The 21631-nt window shown below is 53.2% G+C and carries 33 protein-coding genes; 16 read left to right on the forward strand and 17 right to left on the reverse strand.

All coding sequences use genetic code 11. The features are described 5' to 3' along the window. Positions 1 to 27 precede the first annotated feature (27 nt). Positions 28 to 921: an ABC transporter ATP-binding protein gene (locus MVK60_RS02160; RefSeq protein ID WP_297435998.1), complete on the forward strand. Its 894-nt coding sequence runs from the start codon at positions 28 to 30 to the stop codon at positions 919 to 921. 77 nt (positions 922 to 998) lie between these two features. On the opposite strand, the gene MVK60_RS02165 is transcribed toward MVK60_RS02160, so the two are convergent. The 3 genes from MVK60_RS02165 to MVK60_RS02175 all read right to left on the reverse strand — a co-directional run bounded on the left by MVK60_RS02165 (position 999) and on the right by MVK60_RS02175 (position 4778). Then, complete coding sequence (locus tag MVK60_RS02165; RefSeq protein WP_297436000.1) at positions 999 to 2180, reverse strand: MFS transporter; 1182 nt, start codon at positions 2178 to 2180, stop codon at positions 999 to 1001. A 242-nt stretch (positions 2181 to 2422) separates the two neighbouring features. Next, the gene (locus tag MVK60_RS02170; protein WP_297436002.1) at positions 2423 to 3634 is read right to left on the reverse strand and encodes an ammonium transporter; all 1212 of its coding nucleotides are present in this window, start codon (positions 3632 to 3634) and stop codon (positions 2423 to 2425) included. Positions 3635 to 3950: 316 nt separating this feature from the next. Then, the gene (locus MVK60_RS02175) at positions 3951 to 4778 is read right to left on the reverse strand and encodes a GNAT family N-acetyltransferase (protein WP_297436004.1); all 828 of its coding nucleotides are present in this window, start codon (positions 4776 to 4778) and stop codon (positions 3951 to 3953) included. 68 nt (positions 4779 to 4846) lie between these two features. On the opposite strand from MVK60_RS02175, the gene MVK60_RS02180 reads away from it, so the two are divergent. Further along, complete coding sequence (locus tag MVK60_RS02180) at positions 4847 to 5347, forward strand: hypothetical protein (protein ID WP_297436063.1); 501 nt, start codon at positions 4847 to 4849, stop codon at positions 5345 to 5347. Here MVK60_RS02180 and MVK60_RS02185 read toward each other — a convergent pair. Further along, positions 5319 to 6482, reverse strand: a complete 1164-nt coding sequence (locus tag MVK60_RS02185; protein ID WP_297436006.1) for an MFS transporter — start codon at positions 6480 to 6482, stop codon at positions 5319 to 5321. The two genes, MVK60_RS02180 and MVK60_RS02185, sit on opposite strands and share 29 nt — an antisense overlap. A 61-nt stretch (positions 6483 to 6543) precedes the next feature. Here MVK60_RS02185 and MVK60_RS02190 point away from each other — a divergent pair, with 61 nt between their 5' ends. Beyond that, positions 6544 to 7038: a class I SAM-dependent methyltransferase gene (locus tag MVK60_RS02190; protein WP_297436008.1), complete on the forward strand. Its 495-nt coding sequence runs from the start codon at positions 6544 to 6546 to the stop codon at positions 7036 to 7038. 83 nt (positions 7039 to 7121) lie between these two features. On the opposite strand, the gene MVK60_RS02195 is transcribed toward MVK60_RS02190, so the two are convergent. Further along, positions 7122 to 7655: a hypothetical protein gene (locus MVK60_RS02195; protein ID WP_297436010.1), complete on the reverse strand. Its 534-nt coding sequence runs from the start codon at positions 7653 to 7655 to the stop codon at positions 7122 to 7124. A gap of 135 nt (positions 7656 to 7790) precedes the next feature. On the opposite strand from MVK60_RS02195, the gene MVK60_RS02200 reads away from it, so the two are divergent. Genes MVK60_RS02200 through MVK60_RS02210 form a run of 3 tightly spaced genes read left to right on the forward strand, consistent with a single transcriptional unit; the run spans position 7791 to position 8921 of the window. Beyond that, positions 7791 to 8231, forward strand: a complete 441-nt coding sequence (locus MVK60_RS02200) for an ArsR family transcriptional regulator (RefSeq protein WP_297436012.1) — start codon at positions 7791 to 7793, stop codon at positions 8229 to 8231. Between the two features lie 10 nt (positions 8232 to 8241). Continuing rightward, on the forward strand, positions 8242 to 8736 hold the full coding sequence (locus MVK60_RS02205; RefSeq protein WP_297436014.1) for a hypothetical protein: 495 nt from the start codon (positions 8242 to 8244) through the stop codon (positions 8734 to 8736). Beyond that, positions 8733 to 8921: a hypothetical protein gene (locus MVK60_RS02210; protein ID WP_297436016.1), complete on the forward strand. Its 189-nt coding sequence runs from the start codon at positions 8733 to 8735 to the stop codon at positions 8919 to 8921. Before MVK60_RS02205 ends, MVK60_RS02210 begins: the two co-directional genes overlap by 4 nt. Positions 8922 to 9178: 257 nt before the next feature. On the opposite strand, the gene MVK60_RS02215 is transcribed toward MVK60_RS02210, so the two are convergent. From MVK60_RS02215 to MVK60_RS02225, 3 genes are all read right to left on the reverse strand, one after another. Further along, positions 9179 to 9394 carry a hypothetical protein gene (locus MVK60_RS02215; RefSeq protein ID WP_297436018.1) on the reverse strand — a complete coding sequence of 72 codons (216 nt, stop codon included), beginning with the start codon at positions 9392 to 9394 and terminating at the stop codon, positions 9179 to 9181. Between the two features lie 71 nt (positions 9395 to 9465). After that, positions 9466 to 9687, reverse strand: a complete 222-nt coding sequence (locus tag MVK60_RS02220; protein ID WP_297436020.1) for a hypothetical protein — start codon at positions 9685 to 9687, stop codon at positions 9466 to 9468. A 97-nt stretch (positions 9688 to 9784) separates the two neighbouring features. Then, entirely contained in the window at positions 9785 to 10711 is a 927-nt protein-coding gene (locus MVK60_RS02225; RefSeq protein WP_297436022.1) for a hypothetical protein, read from the reverse strand. 77 nt (positions 10712 to 10788) lie between these two features. Here MVK60_RS02225 and MVK60_RS02230 point away from each other — a divergent pair, with 77 nt between their 5' ends. Genes MVK60_RS02230 through MVK60_RS02240 form a run of 3 tightly spaced genes read left to right on the forward strand, consistent with a single transcriptional unit; the run spans position 10789 to position 12390 of the window. Beyond that, positions 10789 to 11115: a hypothetical protein gene (locus tag MVK60_RS02230; RefSeq protein ID WP_297436025.1), complete on the forward strand. Its 327-nt coding sequence runs from the start codon at positions 10789 to 10791 to the stop codon at positions 11113 to 11115. Further along, positions 11115 to 11759, forward strand: coding sequence for a bifunctional 2-polyprenyl-6-hydroxyphenol methylase/3-demethylubiquinol 3-O-methyltransferase UbiG (locus tag MVK60_RS02235; RefSeq protein ID WP_297436027.1), 645 nt, complete (start codon positions 11115 to 11117; stop codon positions 11757 to 11759). The genes MVK60_RS02230 and MVK60_RS02235 overlap by 1 nt, the downstream gene beginning before the upstream one ends. Next, positions 11728 to 12390 (forward strand): carbon-nitrogen hydrolase family protein, encoded by a 663-nt coding sequence (locus MVK60_RS02240; RefSeq protein WP_297436028.1) that lies wholly within the window; start codon positions 11728 to 11730, stop codon positions 12388 to 12390. The genes MVK60_RS02235 and MVK60_RS02240 overlap by 32 nt, the downstream gene beginning before the upstream one ends. A gap of 19 nt (positions 12391 to 12409) precedes the next feature. On the opposite strand, the gene MVK60_RS02245 is transcribed toward MVK60_RS02240, so the two are convergent. From MVK60_RS02245 to MVK60_RS02255, 3 genes are all read right to left on the reverse strand, one after another. After that, positions 12410 to 12652, reverse strand: a complete 243-nt coding sequence (locus tag MVK60_RS02245) for a DUF4405 domain-containing protein (RefSeq protein WP_297436030.1) — start codon at positions 12650 to 12652, stop codon at positions 12410 to 12412. Between the two features lie 4 nt (positions 12653 to 12656). Continuing rightward, positions 12657 to 13451, reverse strand: a complete 795-nt coding sequence (locus MVK60_RS02250) for a hypothetical protein (protein WP_297436032.1) — start codon at positions 13449 to 13451, stop codon at positions 12657 to 12659. Positions 13452 to 13532: 81 nt separating this feature from the next. Further along, entirely contained in the window at positions 13533 to 14273 is a 741-nt protein-coding gene (locus MVK60_RS02255) for a DUF2202 domain-containing protein (protein WP_297436035.1), read from the reverse strand. A gap of 178 nt (positions 14274 to 14451) precedes the next feature. Here MVK60_RS02255 and MVK60_RS02260 point away from each other — a divergent pair, with 178 nt between their 5' ends. Next, complete coding sequence (locus MVK60_RS02260; RefSeq protein WP_297436037.1) at positions 14452 to 14898, forward strand: dual specificity protein phosphatase family protein; 447 nt, start codon at positions 14452 to 14454, stop codon at positions 14896 to 14898. On the opposite strand, the gene MVK60_RS02265 is transcribed toward MVK60_RS02260, so the two are convergent. Together MVK60_RS02265 and MVK60_RS02270 are read right to left on the reverse strand one after the other, a co-directional pair. Beyond that, positions 14885 to 15448: a nitroreductase family protein gene (locus MVK60_RS02265; RefSeq protein WP_297436039.1), complete on the reverse strand. Its 564-nt coding sequence runs from the start codon at positions 15446 to 15448 to the stop codon at positions 14885 to 14887. The two genes, MVK60_RS02260 and MVK60_RS02265, sit on opposite strands and share 14 nt — an antisense overlap. Positions 15449 to 15489: 41 nt before the next feature. After that, positions 15490 to 16239 carry an MBL fold metallo-hydrolase gene (locus MVK60_RS02270; RefSeq protein ID WP_297436042.1) on the reverse strand — a complete coding sequence of 250 codons (750 nt, stop codon included), beginning with the start codon at positions 16237 to 16239 and terminating at the stop codon, positions 15490 to 15492. Between the two features lie 64 nt (positions 16240 to 16303). Between MVK60_RS02270 and MVK60_RS02275 the strand changes: the two genes are divergently transcribed. Then, entirely contained in the window at positions 16304 to 16765 is a 462-nt protein-coding gene (locus tag MVK60_RS02275; RefSeq protein WP_297436044.1) for a Mut7-C RNAse domain-containing protein, read from the forward strand. Positions 16766 to 16797: 32 nt separating this feature from the next. After that, entirely contained in the window at positions 16798 to 17505 is a 708-nt protein-coding gene (locus MVK60_RS02280; protein WP_297436046.1) for a 6-hydroxymethylpterin diphosphokinase MptE-like protein, read from the forward strand. On the opposite strand, the gene MVK60_RS02285 is transcribed toward MVK60_RS02280, so the two are convergent. Beyond that, complete coding sequence (locus MVK60_RS02285; protein WP_297436048.1) at positions 17489 to 18313, reverse strand: hypothetical protein; 825 nt, start codon at positions 18311 to 18313, stop codon at positions 17489 to 17491. The genes MVK60_RS02280 and MVK60_RS02285 overlap by 17 nt on opposite strands. 62 nt (positions 18314 to 18375) lie before the next feature. Between MVK60_RS02285 and MVK60_RS02290 the strand changes: the two genes are divergently transcribed. After that, on the forward strand, positions 18376 to 18591 hold the full coding sequence (locus MVK60_RS02290) for an LSm family protein (protein WP_297436050.1): 216 nt from the start codon (positions 18376 to 18378) through the stop codon (positions 18589 to 18591). Between the two features lie 9 nt (positions 18592 to 18600). Next, positions 18601 to 19335 (forward strand): molybdopterin-guanine dinucleotide biosynthesis protein MobB, encoded by a 735-nt coding sequence (locus MVK60_RS02295; protein WP_297436052.1) that lies wholly within the window; start codon positions 18601 to 18603, stop codon positions 19333 to 19335. A gap of 2 nt (positions 19336 to 19337) precedes the next feature. Here MVK60_RS02295 and MVK60_RS02300 read toward each other — a convergent pair whose 3' ends face one another. Continuing rightward, complete coding sequence (locus MVK60_RS02300) at positions 19338 to 19775, reverse strand: M67 family metallopeptidase (protein ID WP_367270814.1); 438 nt, start codon at positions 19773 to 19775, stop codon at positions 19338 to 19340. A gap of 25 nt (positions 19776 to 19800) precedes the next feature. Here MVK60_RS02300 and MVK60_RS02305 point away from each other — a divergent pair, with 25 nt between their 5' ends. Together MVK60_RS02305 and MVK60_RS02310 are read left to right on the forward strand one after the other, a co-directional pair. Continuing rightward, positions 19801 to 19950 (forward strand): hypothetical protein, encoded by a 150-nt coding sequence (locus tag MVK60_RS02305; RefSeq protein ID WP_297436054.1) that lies wholly within the window; start codon positions 19801 to 19803, stop codon positions 19948 to 19950. Between the two features lie 160 nt (positions 19951 to 20110). Next, positions 20111 to 20281 carry a hypothetical protein gene (locus tag MVK60_RS02310; RefSeq protein WP_297436056.1) on the forward strand — a complete coding sequence of 57 codons (171 nt, stop codon included), beginning with the start codon at positions 20111 to 20113 and terminating at the stop codon, positions 20279 to 20281. On the opposite strand, the gene MVK60_RS02315 is transcribed toward MVK60_RS02310, so the two are convergent. Further along, positions 20278 to 20988 carry a 2,3-bisphosphoglycerate-dependent phosphoglycerate mutase gene (locus tag MVK60_RS02315; protein ID WP_297436058.1) on the reverse strand — a complete coding sequence of 237 codons (711 nt, stop codon included), beginning with the start codon at positions 20986 to 20988 and terminating at the stop codon, positions 20278 to 20280. The two genes, MVK60_RS02310 and MVK60_RS02315, sit on opposite strands and share 4 nt — an antisense overlap. Positions 20989 to 21197: 209 nt before the next feature. After that, on the reverse strand, positions 21198 to 21631 hold a 434-nt coding region (locus MVK60_RS02320), incomplete at its 5' end, for an AAA family ATPase (RefSeq protein ID WP_297436061.1).

Here is a 21631-nt window from a genome sequence, read left to right on the forward strand (position 1 = left end):
AAAATGGTGCTCATCTGAGGTGATCCTATGATAATCCTTGAGAACGTGGGGAAAACCATCGGTGAAAAGGAAGTCCTCAGAGGGATAAGTCTGACCATAAAGCCCGGCGAAATTCACGCGTACCTTGGCCACAATGGGGCGGGCAAAACAACCACATTCCGCCTTATCCTCGGCCTTCTCGTCCCGGACTCCGGCAGGGTTGAGGTTCTCGGCGTTAATCCCCTCAAAAACCCGGAGGTGAGGGCGAGAATCGGCTACCTCCCAGAGTACGACCTCCTCTACCCGAACCTCTCGGTGTGGGACAACCTGAAACGCTATGCTTCGCTGAAGGGGGTTTACGATGAGAAGGAGCTTAGAGAACTGCTGGAGTTCTTTGAACTTGAGGAGTACGCCAAAAAGAGGGTTTCAGCCCTCTCAAGCGGGACGCAGAGAAGGGTAGCGATGGCGAGGGCATTTCTCGGAGAGCCTGATGTGCTCATCCTCGACGAGCCCACGAGGGGCCTCGACCCCGAGTGGAGGCTCGAATTCAAGAGGTTTTTGAGAAAATATGCGAAGGAGAAAAACGCCTCCGTCATCTTCTCAACACACATACTGAGCGACGTTGATGAGGTGTGCGACACAGTAACAGTAATCCGTGAAGGTCAAGTTCTATTCTCCGGGGGCTTGGAGGGATTTCGGAGGAGCGCGCCGACCGAGGAAACAGTCCTCGTGAAGGTGGTGGAGGTTGAAAGGGCCATTGAAGTGCTCAGGGAGAAAGGTTACTCCCCTGGGATTGTAGGTGATTATATAGCCCTGAGGAACGCCGAGCCATCTGAGATAAACGCCCTCCTCGTGGGGGTCGGCCTGAGGGTTGAGGAAGTCAAGAGAAGGGAGCCGAGCCTTGAGGAGGTCTACGCGATGCTTCATCGGATTGATCCGTGATGCCCTCCTGGGAATCCCCATAATCCCCAACAGTTGAACTTCTCCCAGGCAACTCCTTGCTCATTTCTATCACATCCTTAACTCGCGGTTCTTGGATAAATACCTTTCCTCTCAAGCCACCAGAACATCACCCCGGCAATCAAAAACAATCCTAAGCTGACTGCATACGGCAGTGTCGCGTGAAGGCTCGCCAGTGCTCCGGCAACGAAGGGCGTGAAGAGGCCGATAAGCCTGTTGTAGCTCGATATCGCCGCGTGGAACTCGCTGGCGCGCTCCTTCGGAATCAGTTTGAACATCCAGGAGCGGTAGAAGGGGAACCAGAGGGTGTTTCCGAAGTCGCCGAGGGCATATACCGCCAGCGCCAGCCAGAAGGGTGGTGCCAATGCCATCACGAGAGCGTAGAAGGCGTTTATGAACATGCCCACGCCGATGGCCTGGAAGCCCTTCTCCTTGGGGACCCTCTCGCTGGCGTAGGTCCCGATTATCGAGGCCACACTGCTCGCACAGGCTATCAGGGTAACCTCGAACACCGTCTTGTGGAGCACGAAGACGACGTAGTTTATCAGTACTATCTCGGGCGCAAGCTCCCAGGCGAGGGTCAGCAAAGCCTCGAACGCCAGCAGGAGCTTGAACTCTCCGGCCCTAAACGTGAAGCCCTCCTGAGTAATGCGCTCCTCCCGGCCTACCGAGGGCAGGAAGCGCCAGATGTATGCCACCGTTATCACCGAGAACATACCGAAGAAGATGAAGGCCCAGCGGTAGCTCTCGGGGCCGGGATAGACGTAGCCGAGGATGTAGCCGAGAACCGGGAAGGTTATCAGTCTCGCTATCTCCGGCAAACGGAGATGCCAGGCGAATATCTCCTCGTACCTGTCTTCAGGATAGATTATCTGCTCGTAGGCTCTGTAGAGAGGATAAAGCACCGTCGAGAGCTTCTCGATGGTCCTTCCTGCGAAGAGCATTAGCGGGGCGACGGCGCCCTTGGCAAGGCCATACAAAACGTAGGCGATGCCGTTGAGGAGGTCTATCGCTATGAGGCCCTTCTTGATGTCCCACCGGTTGAAGAGCCTGCCGAAGAGATAAGTTAGCGGAATCGCCATGATGTTGACAGCAGTAAAGAACGCCCCAACTTCGAGGATTGAGTAACCCGTCTCCATGAGGTAGAGCGGGAAGAGTATCCAGACGATTAGGCCGGGTGCTATGAGCGTGTGATAGAGCATGTAGGCCTTGACATCGCGGGGAATCTCACTCCAGCGCATCTGAAACCCCGTTCAGATTATAGTCGGGGGCTTAAAACGTTTTCCGGGCATTTAATGTAAATTACCACAGCTTGCCCCACTCCGGGTACGAGTCTATTAAGGCGATTCTCACTAAGTCCCTTCGCTCGTAGAAGCGCCTTCTCTTGTCGTAGGTTTCAGTAACCCCAAGACTCTCTTTTTTAAGACATCAGGGGGATAATAGCAGTTCTCAAAGTCTGCATGGGATAAATAGGAAGAAAAGTTCAAAAGGCGTAGGCCTGCTCCGCCCACTCATAAGCGTCAAGACCGCTCTTCTCAGCCTCCTCCGGGACGCGTATTGGGGTTATCTTATCGGTGACCCACATCAGAATGTACGTCACTACAAAGGCGTAGATGGCACAGCCAACTGCAGCGGCGACCTGCTTGAGGAAGAAGGTTGTCCCTCCGTGAATAAGCCCGTTGCTACCGAGTATGGCGGAGCTACCGAAGATTCCAAGGAGTATTATGCCGCTGAATCCACCGATGCCGTGAACGCCCCAGACGTCAAGGGCGTCGTCCCATCCCTTCTTGTTCTTGTAGTCAACGGCAAGGTGGCAGATTATGGCAGCTAGTATTCCTATTGCCATAGCCGCCCGGGGGGTGACGTAGCCGGCTGCCGGCGTTATCGTGGCAAGACCTGCTATTGAACCAGCCATGAAACCGATGGCGCTCCACCTGCCGTTCTTCCAGTAGTCCCAGAACATCCAGGTGATGGCAGCGAATGCGGCCGCCTCCATCGTGTTGACGAATGCTATGTTGGTATCAACATCAACCCTGAGGGCGGAACCGGCGTTGAACCCAAACCAGCCAAACCACAGAAGGGCGGTGCCTATAACTATAAGCGGAAGGTTATGGTTACCCGCTTTTATATGCTTTCTCTTCCCGAGGTAGTATATCGCTGCAAGGGCACCGAAACCGGCGCTGGTGTGGACGACGAGACCACCGGCAAAGTCCTCAACTCCCCAGCTCTGGAGGAAACCACCACCCCAGAGCCAGTGCGCGAAGGGGAAGTACACGAAGACGAGCCAGAGTGTTAGGAAGACCACGAACCCCTTAAAGCGCATTCTATCGGCGAAAGCTCCCGTCATTAGGACGGGAGTTATTATAGCGAACATAAGCTGGTATATCATGAAAGTAAACATGCTGATCTGGCCGTTCCCGGGGTAGAGGGTGTTTGGCATTATGTGATCGAGGAGGAAATACTGGAGGTTCCCTATGACTCCTGCAACGTCCTTACCGAACGCTAGGCTAAATCCTATTATCACCCAGATTACAGTTGTCCACCCCGCCGAGAAGAAGTTCTGCATCATCATTGTTACCGCGTTCTTCTTGTTGACCATGCCCCCGTAGAACAAAGCCAGACCTGGGGTCATAATAAAAACCAGAGCAGCTGCAATCAGCATAAAGCCATCGCTGGCCGGATCGAACATCTTCATCACCTCATTCAACTCGGTTGAACTTCAACCTTTTTCCGAATAATCTTCGAGACAATGTGTTATTAATGCTTGTGGTTCATTCATCTATATTAACCACTGTATTGTTACATTGTGTCATATAGTACGAATCTTTACAAATATCAACTATTATGTCATAGTCGTTACAATAGAAGTGGCATTAACGTCTCAATGTTAGGATGCTTTATGAATGTGCTTTCATATATATGACCTGGTGAAATATCGCACTTATCATCCATAAACCCGCAAAAACCGTTAAATTTAGAGTTAAATTGGGCATAGATGGGAAGTGAAAAACTCAGGAGCTGGGCCCCTTGGGAAAAGGTCTCCTGAACACCAGCACGTTCGGCCCATCCGTCTCGTCCCAGAGGAAGAGGCCGAGTCTCTTAATGCCCGGCAGGAGGGGTTTAACCCCGCTTGGGAGCATGACGTCAAAGGTCTTTTTGCCCATCTCCTTCGCAACACACGCCATCGCTGGAAGGATTGCCTTCAGTGTTGCCAAGCCGACGTCCAGCGGAGTGAAGGTTGCTCCTTCCTTCGGAGCGAGGAAGTGAAAGCCGTTGATGTTGTAGAGCTCGGCGTTCTTCTTAATCCACCCTAAGGCCTCGACGCTCCGCCTCACGAAGCGCCAGCCGATGGGGATTAAGCCTAAGGTCAAGTCTTCGAGCTTCGGTTCAATACGCTGCGGTTCCTCCGGCTCGAAGTTCTCGGTTTTTGCCCTGAAGACAAAGAACTTCGCTTTAATTTGAAAGCCAGTTTTTTGTCCCATTGTAACGCTCTCTCGAAGGAGAACGTAGGTTGCGAACTCGAGGGCCTCAATCCTTCCTTCGCGGGCGAGCCTCTCGCCCAGTTCTAGCATGAAGTCGTGGAGCTTCCTCCCGTAGCCCCTACCCCTGTAGTCCGGGTGAACTCTGAGGCCTTCGAGCCAGCCGACCTTCCCGGGGAGAAGCGTCATCTTCGCCGTGCCGATAACCTTCCCGTCCATTTCGAGCACGTAAAAACCACCATCGCTAAGCCACTCTTCAAAGACCCTCGCCAGGTAGTCATCTCCTCCCCACGTCAGCCTTGCAATCTCCTCGATGAAGGGTCTATCCTCTGGTCTGGCTTCCCTTATCAGGGATCCCATACTATCACCTGTTACCTGATTAGAAAAAGGCTTTTAAGCACCTTTCGTTATTACGTTTGGTGGTGTTAATGAATCGCCTCCTCGCACTCGCCGTTGCGTTACTCATCATTTCCGCCTCCCTCGGCTACGCATACCACGAGAAGAGGGCGGAGGTTGATGATGCTGAGAGGGGCTTAATCGCGGTCTCCAACACTGCCCTGTTCTGCCTGACGGACATAGATGCACTCGAAACGATGCTCGAAAACAACGCGAGCGATGAAGCTGTGAGGGAAAGGGTGAGCCGGTACGCCCACTGCGCCTGGGTATTGAGTGAAGCGTCCTTTTCGCTCTACGATATCACCGGGGAGGAGAAGTACTGGAAGCTTCACGTTGCATCTGCAAACCTCGCGGATTACTTTAACCACGCCAGGAACAGTGAGAATCCGAGGGAACTCGTGGCCAGGAATCTGGACGTCCTCCTGAGGATTGACGACGAGATTTCAGGGATATACCGGCCGTGGACAACGGGCAACGTCACCAAAGACATGACCGACAATCTCCTCAATCTGATGGAAGGGTTCTCGTGGTGAAGGCTAAGAAGAGGGTGGCAGAGACCCCAATAAGGAAAGCCCCCATGGAGAGGTTCAACGTTGCAATGCCCTCTCCTATCAGCCACGCAAAAGCCACCTGAGACAACGGAATCACCAGCGTCGCGAGGGCGTCAAAAACTCCCCTCGCAGTTCCGAGGCTCTCCAGAGGGATGAGCTTCTGCATTAAACTGTCGAAGGAGACGTTGAGGAGCTCCCCACCGAAGCCGAGGATGGATACTGCAGGAAACAGCGCTACCACCGAGGGGACACCAACGATGAGGAGCGCGGTGCTCTGGAGTAGCATTCCCGCGACCAGTGGTCGTTTTAAACCGGCTCGCCTTCTCCTGGCTAAGTAGGTCAGCCCTGCCATCGCCACGAGGCTTCCGGCCGTTGTGAGAGACTGGAGAAGGCCGTACAGAACCTTGCCCTCCTCAAGTTCCCTCAGGGCTGAAAAGACGAATATCCTGAAGGAGCCGAGGGCGAAGTTGAAGAGTAGGACCGAGGCGAGGATTCCAACCACGAGGCGATGGCTGATTTGCAACCGCTCCTCCTCCCCCATTTCAGTAGTCCCCTCGCGCCTCACCTCGACGTTGAGATACGGAACCAGCGTGAGCGCGCCGATTAGAAGGAGAACCGCGTCGAAGAACATTGCCCTAATTCCGAAGCGATACGCCAAGAACCCCGCCAGCGGGAACCCCGCCAGCGAGACCCCGTTACCCATGGTCGCAAGCGCCGCGTTCAGTCCCTGAAGCTCACTCTCGTCGAGGGTCATCGAGGCTACCAGCGAAAACCCGTAGTAGCGGTGGAGGATGTCCAGAGCGGAGATGCCCGAGACTATGAGGTAGAACGCCCAGACGTTCGAGGAGAGCGGCACTATGAGAACCGCCAGAAATGCCTGAAGTATGAGCGCGAGAAAGGCCAGCCTCACCTTTTTGGCCGTTCTGTCGAGAGTTCTCCCGAGGATGGGGGGAAGGACAACCCACGGCAGGTGCGTGAAGAGCGCAAAACCGCCGATGCTCACCAGCGAGCCCGTCCCCTCCAGCAGGCTCCAGGGTAGGGCGACACCCTCGATTGCATCCCCGATGATTCTAAAGGATGATGTGAGCATGTGCAGGCGGTAGAGGGTTCGCTTCATGGTGTGGAGTTAAGGGGAGGGTTTAAAAGAATTATGAATCAAAATTCATACGGGATTTAAAATGGGAACGTGGGACTTTGACAGCTGGGCCGAAAGCTACGACGAGGACGTAACAGCGGAGGACTGGATACACAAGGATTACTGGAAGGTCTTGAAACTCGTGGCCGAGCGGGCTAAAGGACTCGTCCTTGATGTAGGTTGCGGAACCGGAAACATCCTGCGCTTTCTTAACTCCGAGAGCTACGTAGGCGTTGAGCCCTCCGCCGGGATGCGTGAAAGGTTCGGGGAGAAACACGGCTTCGAGCCGCTCGACAGCCACTTCCTGGCACTTCCCCTGCAGGATGGAGTAGCTGACACCGTAATAACCACTTACGCCTTTCACCACGTGCCGGATGAGGAGAAGGAGGACGCGATAAAGGAGATGCTTCGGGTTCTAAAACCGGGCGGAAGAATTGTCATCACCGACGTCATGTTTGAGTCCGAGGACGAAAAGGCGAGAATAGGGAGGGGGTGGTCTAAAGGAGGAGATAGAGGACGAGTACTTCACGACCGTTGACATGCTGCGGAAAATCTGCACAAAACTGGGATTGGAGTGCCGGTTTGAGAGGGCGAACCGCTACATTTGGATTGTTGGAATGGTCAGCTCACGTTAACCTTAACGACCGCCCAGCTCCTCCAGCCGGCATCGGAGAGGGCAACGACGTAGAGGTAGTACGTCCCGGTTCTATCGGGCGTCACTTTGAGGATGAAGGACACACTTTTTCCGGGATTGAGGACTGCTTTTGAGGGAGTTATTTCGACCTTCAACCCCTCAACACTCTTCAACTTACCGCTCATGTAGCCCCATGAGTCTTTTGGATACCCTGGACCGAGGTAGGCCCTCAGAGTCACGTTTCCCGAGTAATGGCAGGTTTCGTTCCCAACGAAAAAAGCCTTCCCCTCAACGGTGCCACTGATTTCAGTACTCTCTCCAACGTGCAGGCTCACGTTCTCCTCCGCCAAACTTAGAATATGGGAGTTGAACTCGCCATAACCTGGATGAACGCAGGCCGTTTCGAGTCCGTGCCCTGAGCCTTTTGCATTTTTGGACTGTCCGTCCCTTGAGTAAGCCCACCCCCCAATGACCCCGCATAAAACTATCAGCACCAGGATTAGAATCATGAACCTCCTCATTGTTGTCATCTCCAATAGTTCCATCCAATTAGTGGTGTTCATGACTTAAAGTTTTCGATTGCCATGTTCTGAGGTAACGCCTCCTGCTCACCCCTGACCGGAAAGACTAAAGGATTGACCACCCCATCCTTAAACATGCCTGACGATGACCTCACCAGGGAAGTTCGGGAGCTCAGGAGGGCACTTGAGGAACTAAGGGAGGGCTTCGCAGTGGTCTCCCAGATGGCGCAGGCATATCTTAGGCTCATCAACATATACGCCCAGTACGGCGGACTTGGCATAGAAGTTGCCGTCCCTGAGATAAAGCATGACCCTATAGCGCGCGAAATCGTCCGGATTCTCTTCGACCTGAAGAGGGCCAACGTGAGCCAGATAGCGCGGGAGCTGAAGGGGAGGCGCGGAAAGGCCTCACGGAACACCGTTAGGGCAAAGCTGAGAGAGCTGGTTGAGCTTGGCATTGTCGTTGAGGTTCCCGGCGAGAGGGGGAAGGCCTACGCCCTCTCAAAGCGGGTGGTCAAAAAGTGGCTCGAAATGATCGGAATGCCGATTAGGCTTGACCGCACTAACGATTACTGAGGTGGTTGATATGGTGGACGAAAAAGCTGGAGTTAAGAAGCTGGAGGAACTTTTGGATGAGGTAACGGAAGGGATAAGGAACGCAAAGACCGAGGAGGAGGTTGAGCTCCTCAAAAAGAAGGTCGAGATCGTGGAAGACCTCATCGAGGCCTACGAGGGCGACAAAGACCTTGAGAAAATACCAGCCATCATGGACAAGGTCGGTGACATGATGGAGGACCTTCTCGAACCCCTTAAAGAGCTCCTTAACGAGCTGTACAGCCCGGAGAGGGTCCAGGCTATGGGCAGGAGTGTGGCCGAGTTCTACAAGAACCTGGCCGAGGCCGGGATGGACAAGGATGCCGCCCTTGAGCTGACGAAGGAGTACATGGACGCGATAAACCCTGGAAAGAAGCTCATGGAGATGCTTGGTGGCGTGCTGAACCACGGAAAGGAAGAGGGTAGGTGGGTACCGGAGACCAACGTTCATGGAAGCAAAGGATCGAGGAACGGTGGAGCGGAGTGATATCTTTCCTTAAGTTCTTTTTTAGGCTTCCCTACCTTCTCTTTAAGCTTGCCGGGTTAATCAGGATAACGAGTCGGGCGAAGGCACTGTTCAGGAAGACTCTTCTTGAGGAGGGACTCCCCAGAGAGGTAGCCGACGAGCTGGTAGAGGAATTTGCCCCCAATATTGTGAGGATGTTGAGGTAGGGGTATTCAAAGTACCTCTGAAGAACGCTCTCAGGTCCTTTCCACCCAACCTCTCCGCAAGCTCTCTGAACGTTCTGAAGTCTGCGTTTTCAGTTTCAACAACCGCCCTCAACAGGTCGTAGAATGAATCACCCATTAGTTTGTGGAGCTCATGTAGGATAAGCGCACCCTTCGTGTAAGAAAGCTTCCAGAGGCCGAGCTTTCCCCATTCCGGAGGCTTAAACCTTTTTGCCTCAGGAAACCGCTCGATGAAAGCTTTATAGCTTTTTTCGCAGGTTCTCCATAAAGCGCCTGAATGCATCTTTCCCGTGAATCCCTCTAATCGCGAGGGCCGTCAGGTAGTTCGCGAAGGCTTCATCAAAGAACCTGCTCAAATGTGCCTCCGTCGTCGCCCTCAGGTTCCATAGGCGGGCCAGCTCGTGGTAGATGTTGGCAGGAACCTCTGTCCGCAGAGAGCTTCCTGAGACGAGCATGTAACCTTCGCCGGCCTGCCCGCCGTAGTTTTCGGGCGTCTCGATGATCGTGTATTTAACGGCCCTTCGCCCTAAGAGAGAGGAGTAAAAGTCGTAGGCCTTTTTGAGGAGCTCAACCGTTCTTTCAACTTCCTCTTCACTGAGGACAAATAACTTGATGGATTTTCCTCGATAATCTTGAAGGGGGCTACGGCAATGTCGATCCGGTTGGTTTCTTCGATTTCGAGCCTATTCCCGCGAATTTTTCCACCGAAGGCAACCGTTAGCTCCCCAGGGATGCCCGCGACGATCATCTCCGCGTTGAACTCCGAACCCCCGACAGACTTAACGAGGCTTTCAAAGCTCTGCTCTGCAGGAATCTTTTGCCTTTCAGGATTATCGGCCCCATATTCACCACCTCCCCGTGAGTTGGGTGATAACCATCTCTCCGCCCCTAACACCGAGCGCGAGGCTTTCACTTAAGACCTCCACCCATCCGTCGTTCCAGAGCTCCTTTACCTTTGGCTCCCCTTCCCCGGAAACCTCGACCACAGCGGCGTTTCCGTTGAGCTCGCCCCCAACGAGGAGCCTATCTTTTGCGGGCAGCAGGGAAGTCGCGGCTCCCTCACCGGGCTTGATTTCCCGCTCTCCAACCCTGACCCAGAAGTTTTCCCCGCGGTAGCCGGCCAGGACGAGCTTTTCCTGCCAGCGGTAGGCGGTGAAGGCTATTCCTTCTGTGAGGGTTTCCTCGCCGAGCGGCTCGCCGTCTTTGGTGAGCTCGAAGGCTTTGACCTTCCAGCCGTTCTCTTTAACGCTTCCGATGAGGAGAAGGGAATCCTCAGACTGAAGCAGAGCGGTGAAGACGGCATCCTCCCAGCTTCCAAACTCCCTCAGCCAGAGGAGCTCTCCCTCGGGGGAAACCTTCCCGATAAGGAACCCCTTGTCTCCGGGCCTTCCGGTTTCACCTGCGATGAAGAATCCATCTCCCGCGGGGAGGATCGAATAGACCGCCCCGTTGTTTCTAACGTTAAGCTTCAGCTCCCAGAGGACATTCAGGCTCTCGTCGAGCTCCGCCAGATAGGCCCTCCAACCATCTCCTCCGTCGGGGGTAGCCCTCCCTTCGACGGCCCCTCCGATTATGTAGCCGTCATCTAATTCCGCTACGCCCTGCCCCTCCCAGTCGTTTTTGCCGGCCAGAAAGCGGGTTTCGACGATTTCCTCTCCGTTAATCCTCGCCAGCATTATCCTGTAGTTCCTCCCGTCGTGGACGGTTCCAACGAGCAAATCGCCGGCCAAAGCTATCGGAACGGTCTCGGTGCCGAGGGAGTAGGTTCTCATCTGGGCACCTCCAGAATTACAACCGGAAAAAGTTTTTAAAGTTACCTGTGAGTTAAAATTCAGACGAGGTGTAGGGGATGGAGAATTCCCTCAGAGATGCCCTCGCAGTTTTTGGAGCAGTCTTCTTGATAGCCATCTTCTTCCTCCCGGCTTATTACATCGGACCGCTTTACTTTCTGCTCGTGGCTGTTTACCTCACTGTGCTCTACTTGGTTGAGAAGCTCGGTTTCGGAAAGACCGCTGAGAGTGTAGTTGATGCCGTTCTCTTCATCGTTGTCATGTCACTAATCCTGAAGGAGAAGGGAGAACCCCTCTGGCAGGGGCTCGCGATCGGGGGGATTATTCTCGCACTTGAGTTAATCAAAAGGCATCTCCATAGAGACGTGGCTAAGGAGGTGGGGTGATGAAGGCTCTAAAGACCTTTTATTCCAGGGCACTTAACGCCTTTAGAAAATCTGGAGGGACTGAGGAGGAGCTTATGTGGCTCACCGGTTCGACACTGGCCTTGTTTCCTGCCCACAGGGATGAGGTCAGGCTGAGGCTCAAAACCATGGAGGAAATCGTGCGGAGAGCAGAGGGGGAAATTCTTGACATTGGTTCCGGTTCCGGGCTGCTCGCCCTCGCGCTCTTCGAGAAGGGAACCGTCATCGGAGTCGAAAAGAGGGCAGACTTCTTTCCCCTCCTTCGGGAACTTGAGAACGGAGACCTTAAGTTTATCCGGGCGGACTTCCTCAGCGACGACGTTGGGCGGGACTTCGACACTGTGGTCTTCTCCTACGTCCTCCACGACCTTGAGCCAAACCCGTTCATAAAACGGGCCGCTGAAGTTCTATCGCCCGGTGGCAGAGTTCTCATAGGCGACTTCGACCTTAATGGGTTGAGAGAAAAGATAAAGGGGCTCACCGGGCTTTATGGGCTCCTCGTGAGTGAGGAGCTCATCCTCGGACGGGCAACGAGCCATGGCAGGGAGTGCGATGCGTTCCTGCTCGTTCTCAAAAAAACACGGAGGCTGAAAAATGAAGGTGGCACTAATCCCGATGAAGGTTGAGGTGGGCAACTTTGAGGCCAACTGGCGGGAGTTTGAGAAGCGCTTTGAGGAGACCCTGGAGCACGACCCTGACTTCGTCGTCTTCCCGGAGTACTGCCTGACGGGTTTTGAGGAGTGGGACTTCAGCGGGGCGGAGCTTTACGATGAAATTGTGGGCAGGGTGAGCGCGCTTGCAAGGGAAAACTCGGTCTATGTAATCTTCGGTCTTCTCGAACCCTACAAAAACTGTGTCTACAACTCGGCCCTTCTCATAGGCCGGAACGGCGAGGTTCTGCTGAAGCACCGCAAGTTCCAGGAGCCCATGAAGTTCTGCACCGGCAACACCGTGAGAGCAGCAAAGACGGAGTTCGGAAAGCTCGCGATAATCATCTGCGGCGACCTGTACAACAAGCGCATACTGAAGTGGGTGAAGCGGAAAAAACCGGACTTCATCTTCGTGCCGATGGAGTACTCACCGGACTACGGCGAGCTGAACGAGGAGGACGTTGAGGCAATGGGAGAGAGGGTTAAGCTCCTTGGGGCTAAGACTTTCGTCGTGAACAGCTATCCGCTCGGCGGCGCATGGGTCTTCGATGAGGAGGGAGAGCTCTTAACATATGTGACAGATAATGAGCTGCTCGTCTGGGGATAATAAAAAGATAAAGAGATTCTCAGTGAGTTAATCTGCGGAAGTAGCTCTTCATTGCAGGCCAGTTGAGGGCAAGATGCACCACAGAGAGTCCGAAGAACGCAAAGCCCAAATATATGTGCAGTGTGTCCATCAGAGACACGGGCAACGAGACTCCCAGTTTTGCGGCGAGGGGCCCTATTAGAAGGAAGACACCGCTTATGCCTGTTATCAGCCAGAGGACAAAGAGCACTATCGATACCCACATTCTCAGCGTTGTGCCCATTCTTTCACCCCTTGACAAAAGTTTTGCCATTGACTGATATTTCGTAGGCTTTCCATTCTCCATTCTCGTATGTGGCCTTTACTTCGACTTTTTCTCCGACTTTGAGAACGGCAAACATCTCTTTCCATGTGTATTCTCCGCCTTCTTCATCCGTCCATCTCCCCCTGATGAACACTTTGGTTGAGTTTACCAGAATATAGCGCCCTGCGGTGTTTACCTCCTCGATGTTTCCCGATATTACTTTCTCACTGGTGTTCAGCTCAGGAATCTGTGTTGAGGTGTTGGCAAGATTTTCCTCGGATGGTGCTCCCACATAGAAGCTAACCGTTACCCTCTCCTCGCTACCGTAAGGACATCCGCTTCCGTATTTGAACACAACATCGAGCGTTCCGTTTCCAAGAACTTTAACGGTGTACTGCTTAAAAGCTGTATACTGGTCGAGGAGTTTGGTTTCGCTTTCATCAACAATCTCAACGTTGGTGGGATTCTCTGCTATTATCTTCCAGTCTGAGTACGGACACGGCTGGGCATGTTTGAATTTGACAGTAACGTTGAGCGTAACTTCCATCCCTGCATTTGGCACATACGCTTTGGCCGGAACGACACAGAGGAGATCAGAACCTTCGTGTGAAATAGCTGAGCCGATGTAGTAGACACCATTTGAAACTGCGGTTTCGTTCTGAGCTTGGAGGGATGATGAGCCTTCAGGGCTAATGTTTTCCTCCGCAATCCTGACTGCAAAGGGCAACGCCATTATTATAACACATATCGCAAAAGCCACCATTATTCTGCGTTCCATACCTCCACCACCAAAGTTATTCAAGGAGTCCTGCTATTTTCCTTTCAGGATTTCTAAACTTAACAAAAAGATAAAAAGAGCTCAGGGCTTGCCCCCTTTACCCCCGCCGGTCTCCATCGGGCTGTTGATAATCTGCTCATATTCATCCTTGGGGAGAATCTGCGGTTCATAGGTAATTCCCTTCTTCTCAAGCTGGCTTACGAATGCTCTCAGGTGGTTCCTTGAACCCATCATGAGGTTCTCATAGACCGTTATGATATCCACCTTGTCCGTCATTGAAATCCACTTCTGTAAATCCTCTATATCCGTCTCCTCGATGAGGGCACCAACTTTAAGGGCATCGACTTCGCTCTTCATTCCCATCTCCATGAGCTGGTTGTAGAGCTTCTGGAGCTCTTCGTTCTGGAACTCTCCGATTCCCTCACTGGCCGTTGGATCGGTCAGGTTGTACTTCGATAGAAGCATTCTCACAGACTCAACGTGGGTGGTCTCACTCTTGGCTATGTTGCTGAATATCTGAAGACCCCATTTTTCGTAGAGCTTTGTGTAGACGTCGTGTGCTAACTTCTCCTCCTCGACCATGTAGACCAGGCCCTCCTTTTCCTCCTCTGTTAACTGACCCGCCGGAATTGAGTCTATGTATGCCTTAAGTTCACTCGTTCCTACGTTGCCATTCTCGTTGACGTTCACAGGTATCTCGTCTTGGTTTCCTGTGCTTGAAGTCGTCTGTGTGCTTGTTGTTGTCCCGGTGTTTATACATCCCGCTCCAAGGACGCCGAGAAACAGCGCCCCTATGAGGATCAGACCCAACAATCTCTTCATACCTTCCACCTCCATATGCAATTTATATGTTACATATGTCTGTTTCTTTATAAACCTTTCGGCTATACATTCCAATACATTTTAGTTCTTTCTTCGATTTAAAAGTTTCCTAAATAAAAATACAAACTTCAAGAGAATATTTAAAAGTTCATACTTCCAGCAGATTAAAGGTGGTTCCATGAAAGTCTTTCCGCTTGATGATAACGTCGCTTTCTCGCGGATGCCCATGAGAAGTGAACTGGACGAAGTTTCGAAGGTGTTTGATGCGGTGGTTGTGCTCGTTGAGGAGTACGCGCCCCCATATCCGCTCGAAGAGTGGAGAAAACGGAACGTTGAGGTTTTCCACAGTCCGATTCCGGACTTCTCGGCTCCGAGCTTGAACCAGCTCCTCGAAATCCTCCGCTGGATCGAGGCGAGGGTTGCGGAGGGCAAAAGGGTTCTGATCCACTGCATGGGCGGCCTCGGGAGGAGCGGAACCGTTGCCGTTGCCTGGGTGATGTACTCGGAAGACGTCCCATTGAGGGAAGCCTTGAGAAAGGTTCGCTCCCTGAGGTCGGGTGCGGTCGAGACGGAGGAGCAGATGGAGGTTCTGAAAGAACTGGAAATGCTCCTCAGAAGCCGTTGAAGGACACAACGTCCTCCAGCTTCTTCCTCTCGTACTTCGGCTTTGGGTCTGCTGGATAGCCGACTGGAAGTATTGTCTGGAGCTTGTATTCCGGAGGGGCCTTCAGGAGCTCTTCGATTGGCTTAGGGTTCGGTGGCGTGTAGGTCACCGTTCCGAGGCCGAGCTCTTCAAGCGCAAGGAGAAGGTAGCCGACGGCTATCCACGTTGACTGGAGCCAGTAGGGGGCCTTGGTGTGTCCAAAGACGAGGATCAGGTAGGGAGCCTCGCTCAGGAAGGGCTTCTCTGGCTTGAATCCCTTTGCGTTCAGCCAGGCCATCAGGTCGCCTTTGGTTCTGGAGTAGAACTTTTCTTCCTCGCTCTCGCAGAGCTCCCTTATCTTCCCCTTGAGCCAGTCGTCGTCCACAACCACGAACTTCCATGGCTGGGCGTTCATACCGCTCGGTGCTTCCTTAGCGGCTTTGATGGCCTTCATCAAATCTTCCTTCGGGGGCCTCTCTGGGAGAAACTGTCTGACGGTCTTCCTCCTCTTCGCCAGCTCGAGAACGCGCATGGCATCACCGGTTTCTCTTGGGCGGAAACGGATAAAAACGTTTAGACGTAGAACACCATGCCGTCGTAAGCCACGAGAACCTTATTCTCCCACCTCTTTCTTACGTACTCGGTCAGCTTAAGGAAGGGCAGGTTTTTGTGGGAGATGTGACTGAGGACGGTTCTCTCCGCGAGGGAAAGGCCTATCTCAGCCGCCTCGTCAACGTTGTTGTGGTAGGGGTCGTCGGTCCCTGGGGGATAGGTTGCGTCAACTATCGCCAGCCTGAGTGGCGCCTTCCCCATGAGGAACTCCCACGTCTCCTCTGGGAGGCCCTTGGTGTCGTAGATAAGGGCCACCCTCTTGCCGTCCTCCTCTATGAGGTATCCGAGGGTCTCAACCTGATGGTTGAGCTTTAGGGCGGTGATTCTAAGGGTGTCGAGTTCAACCCTCTCGAAGGGCCTTATCGTTCTCGGCTGGAGATTCTTAGGTTCGTTGAGGATTAACGCGTCTGCGTGTCCCTCTGGAGCGTAGAGCGGCGTTTCCATCGCCATCCATCTGAGCTTGTAGAGGCCGTAGATGTGGTCGTGGTGCCAGTGAGTGAGGAAAATCGCCTCCAGCGGAACGTTCAGGAAGTCCCTTATGTCAGTTCCAACGTCGAAGAGAACCGCTTTTCCCCTTTTGGTTATGATGGCCAGCGTTGAAGGCAACCTCTGGGCAAAACCGAACTTCCTTGCCTCGCTGCATGTCGGACAGGTGCATAGGTGCGCCGGAATCCCCTCGCTTCCACCGGTGCCGATGAAGTAGACTATCAAACCCACCACCTATTTCATGACTGTGAAATAGTCCCCTTATAAGTATTGTCACCAACTCAGGAACATGGGGTTCATAGCGGACATGATGCTCGGCCGGCTCACGAGGTGGCTCCGGCTGTACGGCTACGACACCCTCTATGGGATTGAGGATGACGACGAGATACTTCAAGTTGCCTTAGCTGAGAACCGGGTTCTCCTCACCAGGGATTCCGACCTTGCCGGGAGGGCGAGGAGGCTTGGCGTAAAGGTGATCCTGCTGGACTCAAACTCCTTTGAAGGTCAGGTTGGGGAGCTTAAGAAGCACGGCATTGAGTTCAGGGAGCTGCTTCCTTCCAATGCCCGCTGTCCGAAATGCAACGGTCTCATCCAGCCGGTTTCTAAGGATGAGGTTAGAGGTAAGGTTCCAGGGGGCGTCTATCAAAAATACGACGAGTTCTACATCTGCCAAAACTGCGGTCAGATTTACTGGCCGGGAAGGCAGTGGAGAGAGATGCTGAAAATAGACGAGAAGCTGAGAAGGGTTTAAAAGGTATCCATCCACCGTTTGGTGGTGTTGGGATGGAGTGGGAGGAGTGGAAGCCGTTCTATATGAGGATCGTCCGTGAGATGGGCTACTCCGTTGAGGAGGACAGAAGGGCCGCTCGAATCCTCAGGGCGCTCCTCCTCGAGGGGGACGAGTACATCCTGAGGGACGAACTGGCCGCGGTCGTGGAGAAGAGGGCCTACGTTTTCGGTTGCGGTCCGAGTCTGGAGAGGGCACTGGAGGAGCACGACTTCTCCAATGGGACGCTGATAGCGGCCGATGGGGCAACCTCTGCACTCCTTGATGCCGGCCTTCTTCCGGAGGTAATAGCCACTGACCTCGACGGTAGGGTTTCGGATTTAAAGCTCGCCAATGACCGGGGAGCGTTCATGGCCGTTCACGCCCATGGCGACAACGTGGATAAACTGACCACCTACGTGCCGTTCTTCTCGAGGGTTCTGGGAACAACCCAGACTGAACCGCTGGACATAGTTTATAACTTCGGAGGCTTTACCGACGGTGACAGGGCCGCTTTTCTGGCCGAAGGGCTGGGCGCGAGGGAGATAATTCTGGTTGGGTTTGACTTCGGCGAGACCGTGGGGAGGTGGAGCAAGCCCGGCTTGAGGGAGCACGCTCCGATATGGGAGAGCAAGAGGAAGAAGTTCGCGTTCGCGAGGGAACTGCTGGACTGGCTTGAGAAGAATGGAAAGGCGAGGATAGGGTACCTCACACCAAATCCTTGAGCTTTTTGACCTTTCCCGCCTTTATGTCCACGTAGCCTAGCTTTTTGAGGAGCTTCAGGGTTTCCTCCACCACATCCCTTGTGAAGTTGACCACCAGCGTTCCTTTCTCCGTGGGGATGGCTATCGGTGAGGCTCTGACGAACGCCCTGAGGAGATCCTCCGTGGGGACTTTGTCGTTCAGGCTCTTCAGAATCTCGCTTGCTAGGACAGCGCGCCCTACAAGGCCAAAATACACCCTCAAAAGGTAATCCTCGGGGAAGTATCTGCTCGCTATCTTGCCGAGGGTGTTTATCCTCTTCATGTCCAGCTCCAGTATCTCAAACTCATACTCCATCGTTAGGTCTGTGAGGGCGAACTGCCTCGCGAGCTTCTCCGCGCCCTCAGGATTGTGGACCAAGTTGAAGGGAAACTTGAACTGGAAGCGAAGTTTATCGACCTCAACTCCTTCCTTAAGCTTTATCGTGTCCTCATCGTACTCAATTGCCCCATTACCCGCTAGTTGGTCGAGAAGCTCGGCCACCCACGGCCCCTCCCGAAGAAGACTCTCGAACTTCTCCCCGACCTTAATGTGCTCCAGAAGGTGGTTGAGGCTCTCCCTAAAGGATATGAACCCCTCCATTATCGCCTCTTTATCCCCGGCGTCGAACGTCTCTATCCTTGACTGTATCTCACTCACGGTGCCCTCAAGCATGTAACCAACGAAGCTCTCGTATCCGAGCCTCTCGCTTACCTCGAACTTTATGCCCTCGGCCCTCAGGTCCTGAAGAAGCGCTTTCCTGAGTGATTCACTCTTCACCACGAACCTCATCTTATCACCTAGGGGGAAAGGCTAAAAAGCCTTATAGGTTTTTGCTTTCTGAGGTGGGGGCGATGGCTGAAAAACAGTACCTTCTGGACAAGACCCTTGAGGCATGGAAGGGAAAGAGGGTTGCCCTGTCCGTGAGCAACGAGCATTCGTTCACCGGGATACTCAACGACTTCGATGAGGAGGTCATCTTCCTGACCGACGTCAAGGACATTGCCGGCAACAAGGCGAGGGGACTTCTGGTTAAAATCGACGATCTGAACTGGATAATGCTCCTCTGAGGTGTAATCATGCGCGCTGTGGCCTTCGTTGGCTTTAAGAAGAGCGGGAAAACAACGACGGTTGAGGCCGTTGCCAAAGTGCTGAGGGATAGGGGTTACCGTGTTGCGGTAGCCAAGAGCATGCACGCCGATTTCGACCGGGAAGGGAGTGATACGTGGCGCTTCTCAAAGGTCGCCGATGCGGTCCTGGTTAGGGCGGGCGATACTGATGCGTTTCTATTCAAAGCCAAGGACATAAACGCCCTCTTCTCCATGGTAAACGCCGACTTCCTCCTGCTTGAAGGGTTTAAATCCATTAAACACGTTCCCATGGTTGTATGTGCGAGGGACGAAGACGAAGTCCGGGAGCTCAACGACGGCTTAGCTATAGCGGTGAGCGGGGTCATAACCTCAACCGGCATCGGGGAGATAGAGGGATTGCCGGTTATTGATGCAACGAGGGAGCCCGAGAGGCTCGCTAACCTCATTGAGAAGCGCGCCTTCATGTTACCCAACATAGACTGTGGCATGTGTGGATTCAAATGCACCGAGATGGCGAGGATGATAGTGAGCGGCGAGAAAACGCTCAAGGACTGTGTGGTTTTAAGCTCGAAGCCCAAAGTTACGGTGAAGATAGACGGGCAGGTTCTTCCAATGAAGGACTGGGTGCAGGAGCTTGTTGAGAAGACGATAAGGGGCATGCTGTCGAGCATGAAGGGCTACCACGAGGGAAAGAGGGTAGAGATAGTGATCAGGGACGGTTGAACTCAGACGACCTCAACCTCCAGCTCGTTGATTTCTTCGTCTTTCAGCACATACGCCCAGTAGTTTCCTTTCTCGTCAACTATCAACCAGACGACCGGCCAGAGTCTCATGCCCTTTAAATCCCTTCCGCTTGGAACCGGCGGGCACTTCAGATGAGAATGGAAGATGCCGACAACCTCAAGTCCCCTCTCCTCGGCCTCGTCGATGGCGGTCACCATCTCGACCGGCTCCATATCAAAAGCGGTTGGGGAGTTCAGCCTGTTGGGAACGAAGCGAACCTCTTCGACGATGAAGTTCCCGCCCTTCCACCTTCCGAAGAGGAAGCCGCACACCTCGACGGTGCTCCTTTCTGCCATTTTGATAACTGCCTTTAAATTATCTTGTTGGATTATCAGGCCAATGATTAAAACTCCCCCGTTAGACTTATAAAGCTTGGAGATGTGACGAAGTTTTGCCGGTGATAAGATGAAATGGGAACTCACCCTCCATGGCGGAACTCACCACGGGGAGAGAATAGTCTTCGACGCGGAGAGCATAGAAACTGCCAGGAAAAAAGCGTTTGAAGAACTAAAATCCAAAAATGCCATGGTGTTTGAGCTCGAAAAACTTGAATGAGTGCTCTCAAATGCTCTCTGTTGCGGGCCGTTTATGTACTTCTCTGTTCTTTGAACTCCCCGTGCTTGACGGTGCCCCCTTTTCATGCAAGTTTCTGTGCTTTGAAGTCTTTGTATGTACAGCAAAGCTTTTAAAGTGGTTTCAATGTCTTTCACTCATAGTGATACATGAGGTGAACGGCATGCTGGCGAGGATAGTCTACTACATGAAAGACTCCATCCCGAGGGAACAGATAGTGGTTACAAACAGCCTTGAGCGGGCAAAGAGGATGGCTTGGGACACCGCCAGAAAGCTCAGGGCAGTGGACTTTGAGGTTGAGATGATAGCTTAATCCAGATGGAGGCCTTTATCAAAACCCTCCCCTGTCAGGTACCCGTGCCTGACCAGCTTTCCATCCACGTGTTCATATACAAGAGGGATTCCTGTTGGAATATTCAGCTTCAGAACCTCCTCTTCTGTTAGTTTTTCTATGTACATAACGATGGAGCGGAGGCTGTTGCCGTGGGCGGATACGAGAACGTTTCTACCTTTTTCCAGCTCGGGAAGTATCCTCTCCTTGAGGTACGGAACCGTTCTGGCCGCTGTGTCCTTTAAGCTCTCGCCTTCTGGGGGAGAGATGTTATAGCTTCTTCTCCACAGATGAACCTGTTCGGCTCCGAATACCTCCTGGGCATGTTCCTTGTTCCATCCCTGCAGCTTTCCGTAGTACCTCTCGTTGAGTTGCCACGAGGTATACACCGGAACATACCGGGCTCCTTGTCTTCCGTGAACCCTGCCCCACTCTTTCATCTTGCCGTTTTCATGTTCTATCTTTGCAACTCCAGATGAACTTTTGCTCATCACAAGCATTGCCGTCTGAATTGCCCTTACTAATTCTGAGGTAAATACCACCCCAAATCTGTAATCCCTCAGTAGCTCCCCTGCTTTTAAAGCTTCTTCGATTCCCCTTTCGCTCAGGGGGACATCAACCCATCCTGTGAAAAGGTTCAGTTTATTCCAGAGGCTCTCTCCGTGCCTCAGGAGAACGAGATATGCCATCCTCCTGTCACCTCTCTGGGTTATACCGTCCTAATGGTTTTCCATCAGTGCTTTTAAATGCTACGCGGACGATTTTTGCGTACTATCCTATGGGTGAGATTTTTAAAAGAAAAGTTGAAATGGCGGGGGACACCCCGTTACCCTCCGGTCTTCATCTTCATATGTCGGTTTAGGGAACTGCACGAATGCTCGTTCGCTGGGCCACGTGGTCAACCGCGGGACTGCTTGAACTGCTCTTGTATCCTCCTGTAGTATTCCATGGTCCCCTCGCCCACGCTTGGACCGATCTTTTCGAGGGCTTTTTCAAAGTCATTCATCGTTACCTTGACTTTCCCCCTTATCTCGTCGGCCTTCATACCGGGCTTTATGATGCCATCCTGCAGGGCCCTGCGCATGGCGAGCATCGCAGCCTCTCTGACGAGGGCTTCGATGTCCGCTCCGGTGTAACCCTCGGTCCCCTTGGCGAGCTCTTCAAGCTTAACATCCTCGGCCAGTGGCACGTTCCTTGTGTGTACCCTGAGTATCTCCAGTCTGGCCTTCTCGTCTGGTGCTGGAACGAGTATGAGCCTGTCGAACCTTCCGGGTCTCAGCAGGGCCGGGTCCAAGATGTCCGGCCTGTTCGTTGCGGCTATGATGACGACTC

This window comes from Thermococcus sp., assembly GCF_026988555.1.
Classification (GTDB): Archaea; Methanobacteriota_B; Thermococci; order Thermococcales; family Thermococcaceae; genus Thermococcus.

Coding starts and splice junctions, on each gene's coding strand:
- MVK60_RS02195 (WP_297436010.1), bottom strand. CDS start 7,655: ATGAGGAGGTTCATGATTCTAATCCTGGTGCTGATAGTTTTATGCGGG.
- MVK60_RS02275 (WP_297436044.1), top strand. CDS start 16,304: ATGGGGTTCATAGCGGACATGATGCTCGGCCGGCTCACGAGGTGGCTC.
- MVK60_RS02170 (WP_297436002.1), bottom strand. CDS start 3,634: ATGAAGATGTTCGATCCGGCCAGCGATGGCTTTATGCTGATTGCAGCT.
- MVK60_RS02250 (WP_297436032.1), bottom strand. CDS start 13,451: ATGGAACGCAGAATAATGGTGGCTTTTGCGATATGTGTTATAATAATG.
- MVK60_RS02240 (WP_297436028.1), top strand. CDS start 11,728: ATGAAGGTGGCACTAATCCCGATGAAGGTTGAGGTGGGCAACTTTGAG.
- MVK60_RS02255 (WP_297436035.1), bottom strand. CDS start 14,273: ATGAAGAGATTGTTGGGTCTGATCCTCATAGGGGCGCTGTTTCTCGGC.
- MVK60_RS02190 (WP_297436008.1), top strand. CDS start 6,544: ATGGGAACGTGGGACTTTGACAGCTGGGCCGAAAGCTACGACGAGGAC.
- MVK60_RS02280 (WP_297436046.1), top strand. CDS start 16,798: ATGGAGTGGGAGGAGTGGAAGCCGTTCTATATGAGGATCGTCCGTGAG.
- MVK60_RS02290 (WP_297436050.1), top strand. CDS start 18,376: ATGGCTGAAAAACAGTACCTTCTGGACAAGACCCTTGAGGCATGGAAG.
- MVK60_RS02215 (WP_297436018.1), bottom strand. CDS start 9,394: ATGCTCGTCTCAGGAAGCTCTCTGCGGACAGAGGTTCCTGCCAACATC.
- MVK60_RS02295 (WP_297436052.1), top strand. CDS start 18,601: ATGCGCGCTGTGGCCTTCGTTGGCTTTAAGAAGAGCGGGAAAACAACG.
- MVK60_RS02225 (WP_297436022.1), bottom strand. CDS start 10,711: ATGAGAACCTACTCCCTCGGCACCGAGACCGTTCCGATAGCTTTGGCC.
- MVK60_RS02245 (WP_297436030.1), bottom strand. CDS start 12,652: ATGGGCACAACGCTGAGAATGTGGGTATCGATAGTGCTCTTTGTCCTC.
- MVK60_RS02165 (WP_297436000.1), bottom strand. CDS start 2,180: ATGCGCTGGAGTGAGATTCCCCGCGATGTCAAGGCCTACATGCTCTAT.
- MVK60_RS02285 (WP_297436048.1), bottom strand. CDS start 18,313: ATGAGGTTCGTGGTGAAGAGTGAATCACTCAGGAAAGCGCTTCTTCAG.
- MVK60_RS02230 (WP_297436025.1), top strand. CDS start 10,789: ATGGAGAATTCCCTCAGAGATGCCCTCGCAGTTTTTGGAGCAGTCTTC.
- MVK60_RS02185 (WP_297436006.1), bottom strand. CDS start 6,482: ATGAAGCGAACCCTCTACCGCCTGCACATGCTCACATCATCCTTTAGA.
- MVK60_RS02175 (WP_297436004.1), bottom strand. CDS start 4,778: ATGGGATCCCTGATAAGGGAAGCCAGACCAGAGGATAGACCCTTCATC.
- MVK60_RS02220 (WP_297436020.1), bottom strand. CDS start 9,687: ATGATCGTCGCGGGCATCCCTGGGGAGCTAACGGTTGCCTTCGGTGGA.
- MVK60_RS02160 (WP_297435998.1), top strand. CDS start 28: ATGATAATCCTTGAGAACGTGGGGAAAACCATCGGTGAAAAGGAAGTC.
- MVK60_RS02260 (WP_297436037.1), top strand. CDS start 14,452: ATGAAAGTCTTTCCGCTTGATGATAACGTCGCTTTCTCGCGGATGCCC.
- MVK60_RS02180 (WP_297436063.1), top strand. CDS start 4,847: ATGAATCGCCTCCTCGCACTCGCCGTTGCGTTACTCATCATTTCCGCC.
- MVK60_RS02205 (WP_297436014.1), top strand. CDS start 8,242: ATGGTGGACGAAAAAGCTGGAGTTAAGAAGCTGGAGGAACTTTTGGAT.
- MVK60_RS02265 (WP_297436039.1), bottom strand. CDS start 15,448: ATGCGCGTTCTCGAGCTGGCGAAGAGGAGGAAGACCGTCAGACAGTTT.
- MVK60_RS02305 (WP_297436054.1), top strand. CDS start 19,801: ATGAAATGGGAACTCACCCTCCATGGCGGAACTCACCACGGGGAGAGA.
- MVK60_RS02315 (WP_297436058.1), bottom strand. CDS start 20,988: ATGGCATATCTCGTTCTCCTGAGGCACGGAGAGAGCCTCTGGAATAAA.
- MVK60_RS02235 (WP_297436027.1), top strand. CDS start 11,115: ATGAAGGCTCTAAAGACCTTTTATTCCAGGGCACTTAACGCCTTTAGA.
- MVK60_RS02200 (WP_297436012.1), top strand. CDS start 7,791: ATGCCTGACGATGACCTCACCAGGGAAGTTCGGGAGCTCAGGAGGGCA.